General features: G+C 72.9%; 20 protein-coding genes. 10 read left to right on the plus strand and 10 right to left on the minus strand.

Going from position 1 to position 15,509, the window contains the following annotated elements:
- Positions 1–11 precede the first annotated feature (11 nt).
- On the plus strand, positions 12–365 hold the full coding sequence (locus BJ983_RS26375; protein WP_218891599.1) for a nuclear transport factor 2 family protein: 354 nt from the start codon (positions 12–14) through the stop codon (positions 363–365).
- Here BJ983_RS26375 and BJ983_RS26380 read toward each other — a convergent pair.
- Genes BJ983_RS26380 through BJ983_RS26400 form a run of 5 tightly spaced genes read right to left on the minus strand, consistent with a single transcriptional unit; the run spans position 332 to position 3,684 of the window.
- Positions 332–1,498: an FAD-dependent monooxygenase gene (locus BJ983_RS26380; protein WP_179796536.1), complete on the minus strand. Its 1,167-nt coding sequence runs from the start codon at positions 1,496–1,498 to the stop codon at positions 332–334. The genes BJ983_RS26375 and BJ983_RS26380 overlap by 34 nt on opposite strands.
- Entirely contained in the window at positions 1,495–2,121 is a 627-nt protein-coding gene (locus BJ983_RS26385) for a TetR family transcriptional regulator (protein WP_179796537.1), read from the minus strand. Before BJ983_RS26385 ends, BJ983_RS26380 begins: the two co-directional genes overlap by 4 nt.
- Before the next feature lie 30 nt (positions 2,122–2,151).
- Entirely contained in the window at positions 2,152–3,021 is an 870-nt protein-coding gene (locus tag BJ983_RS26390; protein ID WP_179796538.1) for a hypothetical protein, read from the minus strand.
- Between the two features lie 23 nt (positions 3,022–3,044).
- On the minus strand, positions 3,045–3,419 hold the full coding sequence (locus BJ983_RS26395; RefSeq protein WP_179796539.1) for a PIN domain-containing protein: 375 nt from the start codon (positions 3,417–3,419) through the stop codon (positions 3,045–3,047).
- A 4-nt stretch (positions 3,420–3,423) separates the two neighbouring features.
- Positions 3,424–3,684: a type II toxin-antitoxin system Phd/YefM family antitoxin gene (locus tag BJ983_RS26400; RefSeq protein ID WP_179796540.1), complete on the minus strand. Its 261-nt coding sequence runs from the start codon at positions 3,682–3,684 to the stop codon at positions 3,424–3,426.
- 244 nt (positions 3,685–3,928) lie between these two features.
- Here BJ983_RS26400 and BJ983_RS26405 point away from each other — a divergent pair, with 244 nt between their 5' ends.
- Positions 3,929–4,726 carry a DUF4190 domain-containing protein gene (locus tag BJ983_RS26405; protein WP_179796541.1) on the plus strand — a complete coding sequence of 266 codons (798 nt, stop codon included), beginning with the start codon at positions 3,929–3,931 and terminating at the stop codon, positions 4,724–4,726.
- Positions 4,727–4,863: 137 nt separating this feature from the next.
- Here BJ983_RS26405 and BJ983_RS26410 read toward each other — a convergent pair whose 3' ends face one another.
- Together BJ983_RS26410 and BJ983_RS26415 are read right to left on the minus strand one after the other, a co-directional pair.
- Positions 4,864–5,268: a VOC family protein gene (locus BJ983_RS26410; RefSeq protein ID WP_179796542.1), complete on the minus strand. Its 405-nt coding sequence runs from the start codon at positions 5,266–5,268 to the stop codon at positions 4,864–4,866.
- A 13-nt stretch (positions 5,269–5,281) separates the two neighbouring features.
- Positions 5,282–6,373 (minus strand): SPL family radical SAM protein, encoded by a 1,092-nt coding sequence (locus BJ983_RS26415; RefSeq protein ID WP_179796543.1) that lies wholly within the window; start codon positions 6,371–6,373, stop codon positions 5,282–5,284.
- A gap of 105 nt (positions 6,374–6,478) precedes the next feature.
- On the opposite strand from BJ983_RS26415, the gene BJ983_RS26420 reads away from it, so the two are divergent.
- From BJ983_RS26420 to BJ983_RS26430, 3 genes are read left to right on the plus strand one after another with little or no spacing between them, the layout of a single operon-like run.
- Positions 6,479–7,237 carry an alpha/beta fold hydrolase gene (locus BJ983_RS26420; protein ID WP_246325658.1) on the plus strand — a complete coding sequence of 253 codons (759 nt, stop codon included), beginning with the start codon at positions 6,479–6,481 and terminating at the stop codon, positions 7,235–7,237.
- 51 nt (positions 7,238–7,288) lie between these two features.
- Entirely contained in the window at positions 7,289–7,582 is a 294-nt protein-coding gene (locus BJ983_RS26425) for a hypothetical protein (protein ID WP_179796544.1), read from the plus strand.
- A gap of 22 nt (positions 7,583–7,604) precedes the next feature.
- Positions 7,605–8,138, plus strand: a complete 534-nt coding sequence (locus BJ983_RS26430; RefSeq protein ID WP_179796545.1) for a DUF4334 domain-containing protein — start codon at positions 7,605–7,607, stop codon at positions 8,136–8,138.
- A 32-nt stretch (positions 8,139–8,170) separates the two neighbouring features.
- On the opposite strand, the gene BJ983_RS26435 is transcribed toward BJ983_RS26430, so the two are convergent.
- Entirely contained in the window at positions 8,171–9,262 is a 1,092-nt protein-coding gene (locus tag BJ983_RS26435; protein ID WP_179796546.1) for a glycosyltransferase, read from the minus strand.
- A 160-nt stretch (positions 9,263–9,422) separates the two neighbouring features.
- Between BJ983_RS26435 and BJ983_RS26440 the strand changes: the two genes are divergently transcribed.
- Entirely contained in the window at positions 9,423–10,385 is a 963-nt protein-coding gene (locus tag BJ983_RS26440) for a TauD/TfdA dioxygenase family protein (RefSeq protein ID WP_425484792.1), read from the plus strand.
- A gap of 84 nt (positions 10,386–10,469) precedes the next feature.
- Here BJ983_RS26440 and BJ983_RS26445 read toward each other — a convergent pair whose 3' ends face one another.
- Positions 10,470–11,354: an AurF N-oxygenase family protein gene (locus BJ983_RS26445; protein WP_246325659.1), complete on the minus strand. Its 885-nt coding sequence runs from the start codon at positions 11,352–11,354 to the stop codon at positions 10,470–10,472.
- A gap of 77 nt (positions 11,355–11,431) precedes the next feature.
- Between BJ983_RS26445 and BJ983_RS26450 the strand changes: the two genes are divergently transcribed.
- Genes BJ983_RS26450 through BJ983_RS26460 form a run of 3 tightly spaced genes read left to right on the plus strand, consistent with a single transcriptional unit; the run spans position 11,432 to position 13,298 of the window.
- Positions 11,432–12,088, plus strand: a complete 657-nt coding sequence (locus BJ983_RS26450) for a TetR/AcrR family transcriptional regulator (protein ID WP_179796548.1) — start codon at positions 11,432–11,434, stop codon at positions 12,086–12,088.
- A gap of 52 nt (positions 12,089–12,140) precedes the next feature.
- Positions 12,141–12,572, plus strand: coding sequence for a VOC family protein (locus tag BJ983_RS26455; protein ID WP_179796549.1), 432 nt, complete (start codon positions 12,141–12,143; stop codon positions 12,570–12,572).
- A gap of 21 nt (positions 12,573–12,593) precedes the next feature.
- A complete protein-coding gene (locus BJ983_RS26460) occupies positions 12,594–13,298 on the plus strand; it encodes a DUF3159 domain-containing protein (RefSeq protein WP_179796550.1) in 705 nt (234 codons plus the stop codon).
- On the opposite strand, the gene BJ983_RS26465 is transcribed toward BJ983_RS26460, so the two are convergent.
- Complete coding sequence (locus BJ983_RS26465; protein WP_179796551.1) at positions 13,284–14,045, minus strand: SGNH/GDSL hydrolase family protein; 762 nt, start codon at positions 14,043–14,045, stop codon at positions 13,284–13,286. The genes BJ983_RS26460 and BJ983_RS26465 overlap by 15 nt on opposite strands.
- 209 nt (positions 14,046–14,254) lie before the next feature.
- On the opposite strand from BJ983_RS26465, the gene BJ983_RS26470 reads away from it, so the two are divergent.
- Positions 14,255–15,454 (plus strand): hypothetical protein, encoded by a 1,200-nt coding sequence (locus tag BJ983_RS26470; RefSeq protein ID WP_179796552.1) that lies wholly within the window; start codon positions 14,255–14,257, stop codon positions 15,452–15,454.
- Positions 15,455–15,509: the final 55 nt, after the last annotated feature.

Raw genomic sequence — 15,509 nt, forward strand, 5'->3', positions numbered from 1 at the left:
CCGTGCCCGACATGGAGAACCTCGTCCACGCCACCCTGCGCGTGTTCAACGAACGCGACCCGGAGGCCCGGCTGCAGGTGATGGCCGAGGTCTACGCCGACGACATCGTCTTCACCGACGTCGAGGGATCGCTCCGCGGGCACGCGCCGCTCAGCGAGAAGGTGCAGGGCCTGCTCGACTCCGCGCCGGGGTTCGTGTTCACCCCGGTCGGCGAGGCGCACGTGCTCGACGACCTCATCCACGCGCCGTGGGGGTTCGGGCCGCCCGACGGTGAGCCCGTGGTGCGGGGCGTGGACATGAGCCTGGTCGCCGACGGCAAGGTCGCGCGGCTCTACACGGTGCTGGTCGACGCCGTCGAGGGGTAGTCCTCCAGTTCGATGTCGGTCGCGAAGCGGTCCATCAGTGCCATGACGCGGCTGAACAGCGGCGCGACCGAGAAGAGCTTGTTCCGCAGCCAGATGCGCGGGCGGGTCGACGGCGCCAACAGCGCGCCGGCGTTCACCTTGGCCGCGACCTTCGCGTAGCCGCGGAACGTGCGGTCGTACGCCGCGAACGCGGCCGCAACATCGCCACCCGCCGTCATGAGCTCCCCCGCGAGGACGTAGGCGCCCACGACGGCGAGGCCGGTGCCGAAGCCGCCGAGCGCGTTGCCGTAGGCGGCGTCGCCGACGAGCACGACCCGCCCGCGGGAGTACCGGTCGACGTGCACCCGGCTGATGGAGTCGAGGTGGAAGCCTTGCGCGTCGGGGAGGGCCTCGAGCAGCTGCGGGACCTTCCACGCAGCACCGCAGTAGGCGTCGCGCAGCGCCTGCTTCTGCGCCTCGACGTCGCCGCGTTCGACGCCGAGCGGGTCGGACCGGAAGACGAAGAAGGCCGGTGCCTTGGGTCCGCCGGTCGCGGCCATGCGGCCGGGCTCGTTGTACATCTCGTCGCCCGCGACCAGCTCACCACCGACCTCGAGCAGGGCGTAGTAGTGGCCGAGGTGGGTCACGTAGTCCGACTCCGGGCCGAACGCGAGACGGCGGACCGTGGAGTGGATGCCGTCGGCGCCGACGACGAGGTCGAAGGTCTGCGACGGCGAGCGGCGGAACGTCACGTCGACCCCGTCGGGCGTCTCGTGCAGCGCGGTGATGCTGTCGTCGAAGACGTAGCGGCAGGTCGCGGACGTGCGCTCGACGAGCAGCTGCGCGAGATCGCCCCGGCGGACCTCGATGTCGCCGCCGCTGAAGGCCGCCGGGGTGATGCCGAGGGTCCGGCCCTCGGCGTCGACGATCCGGCCGTCGCCGCCACCGCCGGTGGCGAGCCGCTCGACGTCGTCGAGAAGGCCCATCCGACGCAGCACCGTCAGGTGGGTCTCGCCCTTGAAGTCGACGGCCTGCCCGCCGGGTCGGACGGCCGGCGCCTGCTCGACGATCGTCACCTCGAACCCGTACCGCGCGAGCCAGAGGCCGAGGGTGGGGCCGGCGATGCTGGCTCCGCTGATGAGGACGCGTGTCATGGGTGGGCCTCTCGGTGCACGAGCTGGTGGAAGTGGGCGTCGAGGTCGGCGATCGCGACGCGGGCGGTGTCCTCGAGGTCGGCGGCGGGACGGGTGTCACGGAGGACCGCGGCCCCGATGGCGTCCCCGACGAACTGGAGGATCGCGACGAGCGCCGACGCGTGGACGTGGGCCAGGCCCGGGTGCAACGACGGGTCGGTGACGGCGAGGGCGTCGCGGAGTGCGCCGACCTGGCCGTCGCGGACCTCCAGCCCGAAGCGCCGGACCACCGGGCTGCCGGCACACAGAGCGAAGAACTGCCCGCGCTGCTCGGCCAGGTCGTCCGTCCGGGCCCGCGCGATGTCCTCGAACACCACGACCTGCAGCGCGACCGCCGGGCTGGTGCCCCTGGGCCGGTCGACGACGAGGTCGTGGAGGCGCTGTCGGATGGCGTCGGCGCGGTCGAGGGCGAGGTCCTGCTTCGCCGGGAAGTAGTTGTAGACGGTCTGCTCGGAGACGTCGGCCGCGCGGGCGACGTCGGTCATCGCGACGGCGTCGAACCCCTGCGTCGCGAACAGGTGCGCCGCGACATCGGCGATGCGCTGCCGCGTCTCGGCCTTCTTGCGCTCCCGCAACCCGGCCACGGCGCTAGTGCTACACGAAAGTTCGAGTGACTACAACTTTCCGGACGTCGTCGGGTAGGGGCTGCGGAGTCCCTCCTCGGGCCCGTCGAGGGCCTGCGCGAGCCGGGTCGTGTCCATCGTGACGTCGAGGATGAAGCGCTGGAACATCGACAGCATCGCGACCAGTGCGGCGCGCTGGGTGTCGTCGACGACCTCGCCGGCCTGCGCGGGGGAGAGGCCGGCCGGCGTCGGGAACGCTCCGACGATCGCGCGGGCGCGGTGGAGCAGATCGCGGGCTCGCAGGTCGTAGTCGACGGTCCGGACGACGGGCGCCAGGACCTGATGGTGCAGGGCGGCGAGGTGCTCGGGCCAGGCGGCGAGGACCCGGAAGTCGCTGGCCGGGCCGTGGTGGAGGTGGTCGTCGACGATCCGGTCGAGCAGGGTCAGGACGTCATCGCCGGCGGTGCGGGGGTCGACGAGGGTCAGTTCGGGCATGTCGGCGGGCGCGCCGCCGGGGAGCGCGGTCGTGTCCCAGGACCCGTCGTCGTGACCGCCCGAGGACCGGCCGTGCAGGCCCTCCGACCAGGCGGTGATCAGCAAGAGGTACTTGGCGTTGCCGTAGTGCAGGGCGCGGACGGCGGCGCGGACGTCGTCGGGGACCTCGACGCGGGGCGGTGGTTCGGGCAGGGCGGCCAGTGCCCGGATCTCGTCGGACGCGCGCTCCAGGCCGACGGTGCCGAACACCGGTCGTGCCGCCTCCCACGCGGCGGGCACGTAGTCGCCGAAGCGGGCCATGCACCGCGCCGCGAACATCACCCACGGCACGCGGAGGGTCCCGCGCATGCTCGTGTAGGCCTCGGCGAGAGCACCGGTGGCCTCGTGCTCCTCGACCTGCGGGAAGGCGGTGCGGGGGGTGGGCATGGGGTCACGTTCCCAGATGCCGATCAGAGGCGGAGGAGGTCGACGTCGTAGCGCTGGACATCGTGGTCACGGGTCGCCAGCGTCAGGCCCTCGCTGAGCGCCTGAGCGACCAACATGCGATCGAACGGATCGCGGTGCAAGAGTGGGAGTCGACCCGCGGCGATGCCGTGCCTGGACGTGACGGGAAGGGGGCGGAAACCGGCTCGCTCGACGATCTCCGGGAGGTCGGACGGACCCGTGAGCTTGCCGAGGGCCTGCTTGAGGCTGATCTCCCAGACGGTCACGGCGCTGACGTGGACGTCGGGGTCGAGATCGAGTCGCTCCTTCAGGTCGTCCGAGAGCTCTGGTGCGTCGGCGAGCCACCAGAGCAGGACGTGGGTGTCGAGGAGGAGGCCCACCGCTTCAGGGTGCGAGGCCGAAGTCGCGAGCGATGGCCTCGTTGGTCTCGGCGGAGTCCCAGTCGCCGGTGAGGTCGATCCGACCGGCCAATGAGCCGCGGGCGGTCCGCCGTGCACGCGGTTCGAGTGGAACGACCTTTGCCACCGGTGTCCCCGCGCGGCTGATGACGACCTCCTCGCCTCGCTCGACCCGCTCGATGATGCGGGAGAGGTTCGTCTTCGCCTCGTGGATGTTGAACGCCTGCGCGCCATGGTCGGCAGTCATCCCACCTCCTCGGTTAGCTAAGAGCCTAGTTCACGTCTGCTCTCCGGTGGTGCGAGTTCGCCCCGAGACATCGGAGGTCCTCGACGTCGTGGGAGACGAGCCGTCTCGACTCCGTGGGCTCCGCACCTCCGGGCGATGTAGCTCGAGAGGGTGACAGATCACGGATCGGTCGCTGCGCGGTAACAACGCGGAGGTCATTCTCGAGAAGGGGGACAACAACGGCGCGGACATCGGGGGCACGGAAATGACGCAGGGAATCGCAGGATCGCGGCACGGTCGGAACGTCGGGCAGACGGCGGACTCGCCGTTCGACGACGCGCTGACGACGCCGATCCGCATTCCGCAGGCGGTCACCCCGGTCGCTCGCCCGCAGGTCCCGGTGCAGCGCGTCGCCGGGCCGCAGCAGCAGGTCCCGGCGCCGCAGCCGCAGGCCTTCGTGCCGCCGCATCCGCCGACCCCTCAGCTCCCGCCGCAGGCCAACGGCCTCGCGACCGCCGGTCTCGTCGTCGGGATCATCGCCGCGGTGCTGTCCTTCATCCCGTTCGTCGGCACCGTCTCGTGGGTGCTCGCGCCGATCGGACTGGTGCTCTCGCTCGTCGGCCTCATCAAGTCCGGCAAGGCGCGCAGCGGGCGCGGGAAGTCGATCGCCGGCCTCGTCCTGGGCGTCGTCGCCCTGCTCATGTGCATTCTCTACACCGCCGTCTTCGTCGGGAGCGTCAATTCGGTGGCGCAGCAGAGCGCAGCCGTGCACCAGGTCACCTACGAGGTCACGACGGCCAAGAAGTCGAACGTGACCGTCACCTACAGCCAGTCGCAGAACGACGACCTCGCGATGGCCTCCGTCGCCGACGCGGCCGCGCCGTGGAGCGCCGACGCCCAGGTCTCCGGTCTCATGGGCCCGAACATGACGGCCACCCTCAGCCCGGACCTCGACAACCCCGGTCGCTCCGACACGATCACCTGCACCATCCGCGAGGACGGCGTCCAGGTCGCGCAGAACTCGGCCAAGGGCCCCAACGCCTCGGTCACCTGCGCGAAGTAGTCGGACCCACGAGCGGGCCGTTCGTCACGGAAGACCGTGACGGGCGGCCCGTTCGTCGTCCACGCGCCGCCCTCACGATGAAGATCCGAACCTCTGGGGCGAGTCGCCGTTCTCCTCGGGCGCGCCACCACAGAGGTTCAGATCTTCGCGGGCGTCCCGCCGCGATAGGTGCCGAACGTCAGCAGGTTGCCCTCCGTGTCCCTCGCGGAGCACGCACGGGTCGGGCCGCCGGCGGCGAACGACGTCTCGTGCGGTGCCATCACGACGTCGGCGGAAGCGGCCACCAACCGGTCGTGCACGGCGTCGACGTCGTCGGTGACCAGGTAGAGCGCGCCCGCCTTCAGACCGCTGTGCGCGCCCCCGACGTGCTTCGTCCCGCCCAACAGCACCGTCCCGCCGCCGGGCCAGGCCAGTTCGGCGTGGACCACGTCGTCCACCTCGTCACGCACGACCACGGATTCGGCGAACCCGACGACGTCGACCAGGAAGCGCAGCGCCGCCTCGGTGTCGTCGTAGTGCAGGACCGGCCAGACGGTCGACATACGACGCAGACTGTCAGGTCCAGTACAGGACCCGGGCCTGCGGCAGCTGCTCCTCGATCTGATCGGTGATCGTCGAGCGCAGGTGGTCCATGACGTCGTTCGGATAGACGTGCTTGACCGACCCGAACTTGCCGCGCTTCTCCTTGCGCTGCTCGGGGTCCATCTCCAGCTTCGACGCCGGGTACCAGGTCTCGAGCGTCTCGCGGCTGCCCGGCGTGAACCGGTGCGTGATGCACTCGATCGTCAGATCCGCATCCGCCGGCACGGCCGCCGCGACGTCCTCCAGGAGCGACGCGTAGGCGACCTCCCACCCGCCGTCGGGAATGATCGGCGCCAGCGTGACCCCGACCGGCCAGCCGGCCGACGCCAGCGTCCCGAGTGCGGCGACGCGCGCGCCGACGGGGTCGGTGCCGCCCTCGTAGCGCGGCCACGGCGAGAGCGAGAAGCGCAGGCGCGTGCGCCCGTGGTGGGGGAGGTCGAGCAGCGGGTCGACGTCCGCGAACTTCGTCGTCGCGCGCAGTTGGACGGGACCCGGGAACGAGTGGGTCCCGACGTACGCGATCGCCGCGGCCAACGAACCGGTCGCCGGCTCGATGCCGAGCGGGTCGGTGTAGCAGGAGGCCTCGAAGGTCGTGCCCTCGTGGGCGCGGGCCTGCGACGTCGAGGTCACGTGCCCCTGCCCGACGTAGGCGTCGAGGTTGGCGAGGATGCGGTCGAGGTCGGCGTAGACGCGGGTGATCGGCGGGCCGCTCAGCGACCCGGCGAGGTAGCAGTACTGGCAGTGCGCCGGGCACCCGCGCGCGAGGTCCACGCGCCAGTCCGCCGACGGCGGGATCGGGTCCAGCTTCCGCGCCGAGTCCGGGCTCACGACGACGGCGAGCGTCGCCTTCGCCCGCGCGTACGTCTCGCGTTCGGTCTCGCCCTTCACGCCGGTGATGCGGTCGACCTTGAGCAGTTCGATGTCGTCGCACCCGAGGGCCTCGCAGCGCCGGACGATCTCGTCGGCGTGGGCGTGCTCCTGCGCGGCACGGGTGACGCGGACGTGCTTCGGCGCCCACGGCTTGTGCGGGCGGGGCGTGGCAGCGGGACGGGCGGGGGCGGCCATCGTCGGGGCTACCCCGGACGGCGTCGCTCGCCCCGTCTTTCGGTCGACAGGACGTCAGTGGCGCGGAGGGGTCGCGACCTCGGCCCCGAGTGATCACCGCGGCGCTTGCCCCGACCCGTCGTCGGGAAGGCCTGGCGCATGGCGATCATGGAGAACGGCGACGTCCGCATCCACTACGAGGAGCGCGGCGAGGGGTTCCCGGTGCTGGCGTTCGCGCCGGGCGGGCTGCAGTCGGCGATCGAGTGGTGGTCGGCGGCGCCGTGGGACGTGCCGGACGCGCTCGCGGGCGACCACCGTGTGGTGCTGATGGACCAGCGGAACGCGGGGGAGTCGTGGGCTCCGGTCGGTCCCGACGACGGGTGGGACAGCTACACCGACGACCACCTCGCCCTCCTGGACCACCTCGGGATCGAGCGGTGCCACCTGGTGGGGATGTGCATCGGCGGGTCGTTCATCGCGAACCTGATCCGGCGGGCGCCGGAGCGGGTCGCCTCCGCGGTGGTGCTGCAGCCGATCGGGCTGGACGGGAACCGGGAGCTCTTCCACGGGACGTTCGCCGACTTCGCGGAGCAGCAGGGCGAGAAGCACCCGGAGACGTCGGAGTCCGACTGGCGCTCCTTCCGCAATCACCTCTACGGCGCCGACCACGTCCTGTTCAGCGTGCCCGACGAGGCCGTGGCCACCTTCGAGGTGCCGTTGCTGGTGTTCGCGGGCGGCGACGAGCCGCACCCGGCGTCGGCGTCGTCGATGCTCGCGGATGTGGCGCCGAACGCCACCCTGGTCGAGCGGTGGAAGGCGGCCGAGTACACCGAGGCGGCGCGGGAGTCGATCGCGAACTTCCTCGCGGTGCACACGCCGGCCTGATCGAGTGAACGCCCGTGATGTTCACGGTGAGTAGTTCTAAAGTCACTCGACGTGAGTGTCATGTCCGACGCGACCCGGATTCGTATGGTCGCCCGCACCGCGTTGGTCCAGATCGACACCCTCGTCGACGAGGGACTGCGCGGCGCCGCCCTGGAGGCGCTGATCGAGCACGCCGAGGCTCTCGCGGTCGCGCCGTTCGCGCGGGTGCGCCGGGACCCGTTCCCGCACCTGTGCCGCCTGCGCTACCTGCTCGAGGGGCTGGTCGGGCGGACCTCCCACACGCTCGTCGGCACGCTCGACGACCTCATCGCGCGGTCGGTGCGCCTGCCGGTCCGATCGCCTTGACGGTCACGGCAGACTGTTTCTCATGACGGCCGTCGAGGACTTCACGACCCTGCTCGCCCGCACCCCCGTCACCACCGACGAGGCGCTCGCGCTGTTCGACTCGCTCGACCCGGTGTCGGTCGACGAGATGATCGGGCAGTGGTGGGGTTCGGAGTTCCCGACCGGCCACCCCATGGACGGCCTTCTCGCCGCGACCGGGTGGGCGGGCAAGCGCTTCGACTCGGCAGACGAGGTCCACCCGCTGCTGTTCTGGAACGCCGACCGCAGCGACGTGTTCGCCGTCGACCCCGCGCTCGTGCCGATGAACCTGCCGCTCCCGTCGGGCGCGCGGAAGCCGTGGCTGCACAAGGTGATCACCCTCGGGCGCCCGGTGATGGGCACGTCGAAGTACACCGCGCGGCTCCGGATGACCGAGTACCGCGGCGTCTCCAGCGCGACGATGATCTACGACGCGCGCCCGATCAACGACGTGTTCCACCGGGTCGACGCGTCGACGCTGCTGGGCTGCATGGACCTGCGGGACGCGGCTCCGTACTTCTTTGTGCTCCGCAGGTGAGCACTAAGTGGGGTTATAGGCCCACTTAGTGCTCACCTGGGCGAAGCCCACACCTCCGCCAGCCGTTCCGCCCACCGCGGCGCCGCGTAGGCCTCCGCGTCGGCGCGGGCCCGGGCGCCCAGGGCGGCCCGGAGCTCGTCGTCGTCCACCAGTTCGCCGAGCGTGCGGGCGAGCGCGGCCGGGTCGCCGACCGGCACGAGCGCGCCGTTGACGCCGTCGTGCACCAGCTCGGGGAGCGCCCCGACCGGCGTCACCACCGGCGTGAGTCCCGACGCCATCGCCTCCAGCACCGCCATCGGCAGGCCCTCGTGCGAGCTGGGCAGCACCAGCAGCTGGGCGCGGCGCAGCAGGTCGTCGCGCTCGGCGCGGTCGAGCCAGCCCGCGACCTCGACGACGTCGCCCACGCCCGCCGTCGCGACCGCCTCCCGGACCTGGTCGACCTCGCCGTCGCCGGCCGCGACGAGCCGCAACCGGGCCCGCTGCGCGGGCGTCAGGCGCGCGCAGGCGTTGACGAGGTCGTAGACGCCCTTGCGCGCCCCGAAGCGGCCGAGGAACAGCGCCAGCACCGGCCCGGCGTCCGGACCCTCGACCGCGGCCGGCCATTCCACCGGGTTCGGCAGCGCGACGACACGCTCCGCCGGCACGCCCAGCCGCTCGCGGTAGGGGGCGCGCAGGGACTCGGAGAGGACGACGAGGCGGTGCGGCCGCAGGAGGGCGCGGACGACGGCGCGGGCGGGCCGGGGGAGCGCGTCGAACCAGTCGAGGAACTGCGAGCCGTGCAGGTGCATCACCACGCGCGTGCCGCTGTGGCGGGCGACGGCGCCGAGCAGCCCCTTGCGCAGCACCGACGCCCGCTGCGAGACGTGCAGGTGCACGACGTCGGGTCGGTCCCGCCGGATCCGCCGGGCGGCGGCGAGCGTGCCGCGCAGCATCGTGCCCAGCCGGTCGGGCCCGTCGGAGTGGGTCGTCACGACGGCGAGCTCGGCGTGGGTGGGCAGGTAGCGCTCCAGGACGTGCTGGACGCTCCCGATGCCGCCCCGGGCCTGCGCGCGGGGACCGACCACCAGGGCGCGGGGTCGGGACGTCGAGCCCGTCGTCGTGGGGGCCTCCTGCAGGTCGGTCACCGGTCGGTCTCCTCGCGTCGCTCGTCCCCCGGGTCCGGTTCAGAAGATCGTCTTCACGTGTCGTTCACGTATCGTCCGGGTTCGGGGCGTATGTCGGACGCCCACCGGCGAGTGCCACACGCCGATCGGTTGTGCACCAGGGCCGGAGGTCCCAAGATCGGTGGACGTGACGACCCTCCTCGATTCCGGTGACCCCACCGGTGAGGTGGGCACGGGCCGCCCCCGTGCCACCCCCGCCATCGACCTCCTCGAGGGCCGGCGACTCGTGCGCCTGCCCGGCGACGGGCCGGAGCGGTGTCGGGACTACGCGGGCTTCACGCTCACCCCGGTCGGGACGGCGCTCGGCGCCGAGGTCACCGGCGTCGACCTCGGGCAGCCGATCGACTTCGGGCTGCGACTCGAGCTCAACCGGGCCCTGCTCGACTGGAAGGTGCTGTTCTTCCCCGACCAGCACATCTCGTCGGCGCAGCAGCGGGCGTTCGCCCGGCAGTGGGGCGAGCTGGAGACCAACCCGCTGCTCGAGGCGGGCGAGGACCCGAGCGTCGTGCGCTTCGCCAAGGGCGGCGACGGCCCGCAGACCTACGAGAACATCTGGCACGTCGACACGTCGTTCCGCCGCGCGCCCGCCATGGGGGCGGTCCTGCGGATGATCACCACGCCGCCGTTCGGCGGGGACACGATGTGGGCCGACATGGCCGCCGCGTACGACAACCTCGCAGGCGAGGTGCGGGCGCGGATCGACGACGCGGTCGCGGTGCACGACATGGTGCCCGGGTTCGCGCGCTTCCTCGACGCCGACAAGCTCCGCAAGCTCGAGGAGACGTTCCCGCCGGTGACGCACCCCGTCGTCCGGATCCACCCGGAGACCGGGCGGCGCACGCTGTTCGTCAACGGCGCCTTCACCACGCGCATCGTGGGGATGGAGCAGGCGGAGTCCGACGCCCTGCTGCGCCACCTGTTCGCCCAGGCGCACACCCCGGAGTACCAGGTCCGCTACCGGTGGACCGAGGGCACCGTGGCGTTCTGGGACAACCGCTCCACCCAGCACTACGCGGTGGGCGACTACGGCTCGCACACCCGGATCGCCGAGCGCGTGGCGATCCTGGGCGGCAAGCCGTACTGAGCTCGACCCCTGTACGAACGAGCGGCACTTTCGCGCACATGGATGCTGCGAACGTGCCGCTCGTTCATGCCGGGGTTGGGCCGATCAGAGCAGCCCGGCCCGCTTCCAGATGCGCTCCGACGGGCCGCCGATCATCCCGACCTCACCGAGGAAGCCGAGCACCTTCTCCGTCATGAACCGCTTGGTCGCCCGGTGCTCCGGGTTGGCCGTGGCGGCGTTCCGGCCGACGCGCCCGGAGAGGCCGACGCTGCGGTAGACCCGCGCCTGCCACAGCGAGTTGACGACCTCGCTGGACACGAGGGCGGTGGTCCAGCGCTCCCGCTCGAGCTCGGCGCGCGAGAGGGTCGGGACGATCCGGGCGAGCTCCTCGCGGGCGAAGCGGACGTGCCGCGCCTCCTCGACGACGTGCACCCGGGCGACCGCGCGCATCAGCGGCAGGATGCGCTCGTCGTGCATCGACTCGCGCTGCAGCCGGTCGGTGGCCTCCTCGGCGACCAGCACCGACGCGAACATCGAGGCGCCGGACCCGATGTGCCCGTAGACGCCGCCGAGGCGGTGCAGCAGGCCGTGCGGGCGGTAGTCGGGGCAGCCCAGCGCGTCGACGGCGCGGGCGAACATCACCGAGTGGCGGGTCTCGTCACCGACCTCGGTGAGCGCGTACTGGGAGTGCGGGCGGCGGAGGTCGAGGTCGTAGGCGTGGCGCACCAGCATCTGCATGAGGATCACCTCGAACCACAGGCCCACCGAGAGCAGGCTCGCGGCCTCGTGGCGGGCCAGCGTGCGCTGCTGGTCGGCGTCGAGGGAGTCCCACAGCGGAGTGCCGTACAGCGACACGCGCTCGGGGGGCACGGCCCAGCCCTGCGGGTCGACCGGAGCGTCCCAGTCCACCTCGATGGTCGGGTCGAGGGTGTGCCGGGCGCTGGCGGTCAGCAGGCGGGTCGCGGTGGCGTCCCGGTCCAGGATCGTCATGGTGACGGACTGTACCCCGTACACGATGTTCCGCATAGTTGTCGTTACTCGCGAGTCGGGGTCAGGCTGGAGTGACCATGGATGGCAGGACACGACGCTGGGCGGGGCATCGGGAGGCGCGGCGCCTCGAGCTGGTCGACGCCGCGGTGGTCGCGATCGAGGAACACGGACCCGACGTGACCACCGAGCAGATCGCCGGCCAGGCGGGCGTGTCCCGCCCCGGCCTGTACCGGCACTTCGACGGCAAGGACGATCTGCAGGCCGCGATCGCGGCCCGGTCGGTCGAGCGGCTGGTCGCCGAGCTCGAACCGGTGTGGCGGCCCTCCGGCCGGCCCCGGGAGATGCTCGAGCGCGCGCTCGCGGCGCACCTGCGCTGGCTCTCCGAGCACGCGAACGTCTACCTCTACCTCAAGCGCAACTCGCTGCCCTCCAGCGGCGACTCGGTGGAGTCGGCCAGCACGAACGTGCGCAGCGTCGTCTCCGCGCACGTCGCGCAGATGCTGATCGACGGCTCGCTCGGCGCCGAGACCGAGCCCGCGGTGGCCCACCCGCTGGCCTACGGCCTCGTCGGGATGGTGGACGCGGCCGCCGCGCACTGGCTCGACGAGCCGCACGGCGCGTCGGTGGAGGCGCTCGGGGCGCAGCTGACCGAGGCGTGCTGGGCGGTCATCCGCGTCACGGTGGGCTCGACGGTGATCGACGCGCTCGGCTCGGTGGGGGCGGACACCGCCTGATCGGCCCGATCACCCATGATGGTCGGGACCGACCCCGCCAGGAGGGCTGCCGATGGCGCTGCGCCGCGCGTTCCCGACGATCCTCTCGGACCGCCTGCCCGAGACCCGCGACTTCTACGTGCGACTGCTCGACTTCGAGGTCGCGTTCGACAGCGACTTCTACGTCGCGCTGCGCACCGCCGAGGACGACGACGGGGCGGCCTGTGAACTCGGGATCTGGGCCGTCGGGCACGAGATGGTGCCGCCGCCCTACCGCGCCGACCCGGCGGGCATCGTCCTGACCTTCGTCGTCGACGACGTGGACGCCCTGCACGTCGAGGCCCGCCGCCAGCAGATCCCGGTGGTCGCCCCGCCGCGCGACCAGTTCTACGGGCGCCGCCGGATGCTCCTCACCGACCCGAACGGCCTGCTCGTGGACGTCTCCTCGCCGTCCACCCCGTCACCGGAGTTCCGGTCGATGGGCGCCGGGGTCCTGCGGGACTGAGGCAGCCCTAAGCTGGGTGGCGTGCTGCGCCGCCGGGACGACCCGCTCCGGGAGATCCTCGCCGCGTCCGGGCGGGGGGTCGTCGACGCGGTGCTCCCGTCGGCGGCCTTCGTGGTCGTCTGGCTGGGCGCCTCCGCGCTGGGCTGGTGGGAGCCGATCCTGCTCGGCGGGCTCGCGTCGGTGCTGGTCGCGCTCGTCGTCGCCGTGGTGCGCTGGCGCGGCGGGGAGCGTCCCAGGGCGGCGGCCGTCGGGCTGCTCCTCGCGGTCGGCGCCACCCTGATCGCCCTCTACACCGGCCGCGCCGAGGACTTCTTCCTGCCGCGGATCGTGGCCAACGCCGGGTCGCTCGCCGCGTGGCTCGTGTCGATCGCGGTGCGCTGGCCGCTGCTCGGGCTCGTCGTCGGGGCGGCGCTGGGCAGGCCGAGGGCGTGGCGTGGCGACCCCGACCTCGTCCGCGGCTACTCCCGCGCCAGCTGGCTCTGGGCCGGCCAGTACGCACTGCGCCTCGTCGTGTTCCTGCCGCTCTGGGCCGCCGGGGCGACGGTCGCCCTGGGCGTCGCGCAGTTCGCCCTCACGTGGCCGCTGGTGCTGGTCTGCGTGCTCGGGTCCTGGCCGCTGGTCCGCTCCGCGCTGCCGGCCGGGCATCCCGGGCCGCGGCATCCCGTGATCTCCCGACAGAGCAGCGAGCACGCCGACAGGGGGCCGCGCGGCTCAGTGGACGGGTGAGGGTTCCGGACGCTTCGGCGGCCGCCCGTCCCCGGTGGAGCGGCCCTGCAGCCGTCGGCCCACCCACGGCACGAGGTGCCCGCGGACCCAGCGGATGTCCTCCTCGCGACGGCGGACCCACGGCGTCGGCGCGAGCGGCGGCCACGGGTCGCGCCAGTCCTGGCCGGTCGGCACCCCGAGCACCTCGCAGACCCGGACGGCGACGCGCCGGTGCCCCTCGGCGTTGAGGTGCAGCCGGTCCTCGGCGCGGGCGCGGGGGTCGGCGAGCGTGTCCATCGTCCAGAGGTCGACGAGCTTCGCGCCCCGCCGGGCCGCGATCTCGCGGATGTGCTCGTTCATCGTGGCGAGGCGCCGCCCGACCAGGTCGACGACCGGGGTCGAGCGGGTGTCGAACCCGGTGAACACGAGCACGTCCGCACCGGACCCGACGAGCCGGCCGACGGCGCCGTCGAGGCGCTCGGCGAGGTCGGCGGGCCGGGCGGTGGGGCGCAACAGGTCGTTGCCCGCCGCGCAGATGCTGACGAGGTCGGGGGACATGGCGATCGCGGGGTCGACCTGCTCGCGGACGATCTGCTCGAGCAGCTGGCCGCGCACGGCGAGGTTCGCGTAGCGCAGGCCGGGTTCCTGCCGCGCGAGGTGCTCGGCGACCCGGTCGGCCCAGCCGCGTTCGGTGCCGGTGATCGGGTCGAGGTCGCCGACGCCCTCGGTGAAGCTGTCGCCCACGGCGACGAAGGTGCTCCAGGACATGCTGCGATTCTGACGCCCCGCCGACGCGGGATCGCTGCAGGCCCGTCCGGCCCAGTCGGTTGACCCGCTCGCGGAGGGCGTGGGGCGACGGGGTGAAGGTTCTCACCCCATGACCACGCTGGCATCGTGGGTCGCGTCCTGCGACGTGGGTGAACCTGGAAGGGGTCATCCAGCCCTACGCCCCCGACGTACCGCGAGCCCTGGGAGCCATGCCCGACGCGACCTCGAGAACCACGACCGCCGAGCCGGAGACCGAGACGAAGGCCTCCGCGACCGGACTGACCCTGCCGCAGATCATGGCGGGGGCCCTCGCCGCGGCGACCGCCGCGATCCTGGGCTCCTTCCTCGGTGTGATCGGCACGATCGGTGGGGCGGCGGCCGCGTCGGTGATCTCGACCGTCGGGTCGGCGCTGTACCAGAAGTCCCTGGAGCGCACGCGCGACGCGGTGAAGTCGCGGCTCGTGGTGAACCAGGTGGCGGGGACGAAGGTGGCCACCGCGGTGGCCCGGGCCACCGGCCAGGCCGCCGGCCCGCAGGCCGGTCGGCCGAACGGCGCGCGTCCCGACCCGCCGCCGCGCCCGGGTGTGCCCGGTGTCGCCGGCGCGGTCGGCCCCGGTGGGCGCCCGATGCCCCCGATGTCGCCCCCGTACGGCGCCCCGGTGCCGTCCGGTGTGCCCACGCGCCGCCTCCCCAACGGCACGGTGGTCCCCGTCGGCCCGCAGCAGCTGCGCGCGGGCGGCCGGACCGTGGCGACCCGCCTCGACGCGAACGGGCGCCCGAACGGCGAGCCCGTCGACCCCACCCACCGCATCCCGAACGCGCGCACGCCGGGCGGCGGGAACCCCACGCAGGTCGTGCCGCCGCTCGGACCGGACGGTCGTCCGCTCGCGGGCCCGACCCGGCAGATGCCGATGGGGGGCCCGTTCCCGCCGTCCGCCGGCCTGCCGACGGCGCACCTCGCGCACGGCCCGGGCGGGGACGACCCCACCGCGCTCGCCCCGGCCGTCGCCGACGCCACGCCCTGGTACCGCCGGTTCGGCTGGAAGACCTGGGTGACCCTCGGCGGCGTCGCGGCCAGCGTCTTCGCGATCGGCCTGCTGGCGAGCTTCGCGGTCGAGTCGGCCACCGGACACCCGCTCTCCGGCGGGACGTCCGGGACCTCGGTCGGCGCGATCTTCGGGCAGAACACCGAGGCGCCCCCGACGTCGGAGACCTCCTCGACGGAGGAGCCGAGCGACACGGACGCCACGACCACGACGTCCTCGGACCAGGGGTCGGGCCGGGACGGGGCGGAGCGCTCCACCACCACCCGGGCCCCGTCGACGACCACCTCGCAGCCCCAGCAGCAGAACCCGCTGTCGAGCCTGGTCCCGCGCTTCAACGACCAGGGCGGCTCGACGGGCAACTAGGCCGTCCGGCTCAGCCCGCCTCCTGAACGACCGGCACTCTCGCGCACATGGACGC

The organism is Actinomycetospora corticicola (assembly GCF_013409505.1).
Taxonomy (GTDB): domain Bacteria; phylum Actinomycetota; class Actinomycetes; order Mycobacteriales; family Pseudonocardiaceae; genus Actinomycetospora; species Actinomycetospora corticicola.